Genomic DNA, 3,473 nt, shown 5'->3' on the forward strand with positions numbered 1-3,473 from the left:
ATTTAAGGTTGAGGTGATAGGATGCCATTAATATATTAAAGGTGAGAGAGGCATAAATGTGAAAGGTAAAATTCTTGCGGTTTTATTTACTATAGGGATCCTGGTCAGTGTAAGCTATGTTCAGGCACAAAAACCAAATCTTACAACAAAAACAACGAATTCTAGCGATAAAAATACAGAAAATATCCTAGAAGTAAAAGAGGTTTCCAATTCAGATGCAACTCAGGAAAATGAAGCCCAAAATCAAACGAAAACACAAGTTCTAAATCAGAACGGAAAAATTGTCATTAGTGGGGTAGCACACATCCAACAGCTGCCTGAACTACCGCGGGGATGTGAAGTAACCAGTCTAGCAATGCTTCTCCAATATGAGGGAACTTCAGTTGATAAAATGACTTTGGCAAAAGAAATAAATACCATTCCATTCCGTGATCAAAGTGGATTGCATGGGAACCCAAATGTGGGATTTGTAGGGGACATGTACTCGTTTGATCATCCGGGCTATGGGGTCTACCATACTCCGATTGCAAATTTGGCAGAGAAATATCTACCAGGTAGAATCATAGATTTAACTGGTGAAGATATAGATTCTGTATATAATATGATTAATCAAGGATCTCCTGTGTGGGTTATAACAAATTCTAGATTTACCTCGCTCCCTCAAAGCGAATTCAGCGCTTGGAATACACAAACGGGGAGTGTTCAGATAACTTATAGAGAGCATAGTGTGTTAGTAGTTGGTTATGACAATCAATATATTTATATAAATGACCCGTTATCAGATCAATCGTACAAGTCAGTTCCAAGGGCCAGTTTCGAAGCCTCATGGGTTCAAATGGGGCAGCAAGCGGTAAGTTATCAGTTGTGATGGTGTGAATGCCATCGCTTTTTTTCTCTTCAAAGGATATGATAACAATGAGGTGATTAGAATTTGACAATAATTTTTTGGATCATCATCATTGCTTGTTTTGTCTTTAGCTTTGTTGGATTGATTTATCCAATTATCCCGTCAGTATTACTGATATGGGGAGGGGTTATTCTATATCATTTTGGTATTAACCCGGATGAAGTTTCCTGGATCACCTGGACCATGCTTGGGCTATTGACCATTGTTTTATTCTTGGCAGATTATTTAGCAAACCTCCATTTTGTTGATAAAGCGGGGGGGTCTATTTGGGGGAAGCGGGCCGCAACCATTGGGTTAATAGTTGGCGGCTTTGTGATTCCTCCATTTGGAATTATTATCGTCCCTTTTGCATTGGTGCTTTTGGCTGAAATCGTGCAAAAGAAATCCTTCCTCGAATCCGTTAAAGTGGCGTTTGCCGTCTTAATTGCCTTTTTAAGCGGAACCGTGGCGAAAGTGCTGATTCAATTGATAATGATTGCCGTGTTTGTGGTTGATGTGATTTTTTAATAACGGGTATAAATAAAAAAGAGTGGATGCACTCTTTTTTATTTTATATTCTTAATTCAATTAACGGCCGCGTATATTTTTGGATAAAATAGTTTCCTAACAATAAACATAGCCCTAATGAAAATACAATCAGCATCAGGTATTGATTGGCCAGATTATTTAACGTATCGTCAGAGATAATAACTTGGATTGTTTTTATGATAAATCCATGTAATAGATAGACATATAATGTTCTTTGGCCAATGTCTGTCATTTTAAATCCTTTTGTCGGTACCATTGCTAAAAATCCATACATAACAATAACTGTTAGTATATATTGCGATGCACGAATAATCCCATTTGTAAGTCCAATTCCTTTTACATCTAAATTAGCATAAGAAGTATCACCCAGTAGCCAGGGAATGGCATCCTTCGGAAAAAGGAAAGCAAACAATACCATGGTAATAAGAAGGACTGTAAATCCAATAATAGTGGAATGCTTAACTTTTTTAACTACCTTCAAATGCTTGGAATCCAATAAAAATCCGAAGAGGAAATACGGAAAAAACACAAATGTTCTTGAGAGCGAAAGATAACTGCCTATTTGGTCAAAATAACCAATCCCGATACCGATGAAAACTGCTATACCTAATCCAACCCATTTTAATTTTGAGAAAGCATATAGAAAAAGATTCCAATAAAACAAACTTAGTAAGAACCATAATGTCCAGTGGGGGTGTAAAAGGTCAATTTTAAGTGTGGATTCTTGCCCCAACACATAATAAAAAATAGAATAGACGAACTGGAAAATCAAATAGGGTATCAGGACTCTCTTAACTGTTTTTATAAAATTACCCTTTTTATGAAATCCTTTTGAGAAATACCCAGATATAAATATAAAGGCTGGCATATGAAAAAGAAAAATAACTGAATATAGTGTAAAAAGAATCTTATTGTTGTCTTTTAATGGACTAATAACATGTCCAAAGACCACCAAAAATATCAAAATAAATTTAGCGTTGTCAAAATAAAGACTCCTTTTTTTAGAGGAATCCATATTTATGAACACCTCCAGATACGATTTTTATTGTCATTCAATGGTTTTACCCTCTTTACTTTACTAGATGAATGTTACAAATCTATAATAGAAACTTTAAAAAAACCTTAAGAAAAACCCTTTTGACGTAGAAAACGCAATGCAAATAGCCCGAGCTCAGTGTATGGTATAAGTGGTCGTCAAAAAATCAGAAAAAAATTTTAATTCACACTTTACTTATTGGTTTAATTGGAGTAATATTTAGGTAATACAATCAAATGAAAAATAGTCGATTGGAAACCCAAAGGCTTCGTTACGCTTTACGCGTATACGGAGCCTTTTTGTTTCTTACTAGAAAACAAAACCAATGAAGGTTCTAGAAGGAGGGTGACATAAATGCCAGCTCAAGAGGTGAAAGTGGTGCCATTTTCTACTACAAAAACACACTATTCCTTCGATTCTAGCCACTATCTCAATTTGCCGGATTTACAATTTTTTGCTTGGTGCAACCAAAAATATCAGATCAATAGAGGTGTTTATAATACGATTGAACAATGGTTTTATGACTATGGGGTTGTGCACATTCATTACCGGAGAATTAAGCTGTTGGCATTTTTAGAATTTGTTAAGGAAGAAAGACGTGGGCAAATTCAAGAAAAAATACTCCGTTTTGGTCATGGCGGGCTTACTAAAAAATTAAATGAATTTATGAATAATCGAGGAAAGTGAAATGAATTTTTGGAAGGAAAAGGAGTGTTTTTGGGTGGGAAATATACTTCGGAATGCTGTGGAAAAAAAGCGGAGAAAAATAATTGAAAAATTGATTGCATTTGATGTTTATGAAAAAGAAGATCATGTTCTTTATGAGTTGTCACTAACAGAGCTAGAACATGAATATAGAAGGTTTCGAGCGCTAAACCATCCTCATACTAATTTTAGTTCCATTCATTTGACTAATAACGAGAATGTAATAGAAGAGTAAACGCAGAATCATTCAATATACCCGACTATTGTCGGGTATATTTTTTATAATCAGGGCAAATT

The 3,473-nt window shown here is 35.2% G+C and carries 5 protein-coding genes; 4 read left to right on the plus strand and 1 reads right to left on the minus strand.

Features of this window, described 5'->3' with window-relative positions:
* Positions 1-58: 58 nt before the first annotated feature.
* Positions 59-868 (plus strand): C39 family peptidase, encoded by an 810-nt coding sequence (locus V7083_RS17880; RefSeq protein ID WP_335480419.1) that lies wholly within the window; start codon positions 59-61, stop codon positions 866-868.
* A gap of 63 nt (positions 869-931) precedes the next feature.
* Positions 932-1,414: a DUF456 domain-containing protein gene (locus tag V7083_RS17885; RefSeq protein ID WP_335480421.1), complete on the plus strand. Its 483-nt coding sequence runs from the start codon at positions 932-934 to the stop codon at positions 1,412-1,414.
* A 43-nt stretch (positions 1,415-1,457) separates the two neighbouring features.
* On the opposite strand, the gene V7083_RS17890 is transcribed toward V7083_RS17885, so the two are convergent.
* Positions 1,458-2,450, minus strand: a complete 993-nt coding sequence (locus tag V7083_RS17890) for an acyltransferase family protein (RefSeq protein ID WP_335480423.1) — start codon at positions 2,448-2,450, stop codon at positions 1,458-1,460.
* 375 nt (positions 2,451-2,825) lie between these two features.
* Here V7083_RS17890 and V7083_RS17895 point away from each other — a divergent pair, with 375 nt between their 5' ends.
* Positions 2,826-3,158, plus strand: a complete 333-nt coding sequence (locus V7083_RS17895; RefSeq protein WP_335480425.1) for a hypothetical protein — start codon at positions 2,826-2,828, stop codon at positions 3,156-3,158.
* Positions 3,159-3,192: 34 nt separating this feature from the next.
* Positions 3,193-3,411 (plus strand): Fur-regulated basic protein FbpA, encoded by a 219-nt coding sequence (locus V7083_RS17900; protein ID WP_335480427.1) that lies wholly within the window; start codon positions 3,193-3,195, stop codon positions 3,409-3,411.
* The last annotated feature ends 62 nt before the right edge of the window (positions 3,412-3,473 follow it).

Origin of the sequence: Bacillus sp. JJ1764 (genome assembly GCF_036962145.1) — a bacterium.
GTDB lineage: Bacteria > Bacillota > Bacilli > Bacillales > Cytobacillaceae > Neobacillus.

What these genes read in the sequence shown, in the direction of transcription:
- V7083_RS17890 (WP_335480423.1), bottom strand. Translation starts at nt 2,450, where the DNA reads ATGGATTCCTCTAAAAAAAGGAGTCTTTATTTTGACAACGCTAAATTT.
- V7083_RS17895 (WP_335480425.1), top strand. Translation starts at nt 2,826, where the DNA reads ATGCCAGCTCAAGAGGTGAAAGTGGTGCCATTTTCTACTACAAAAACA.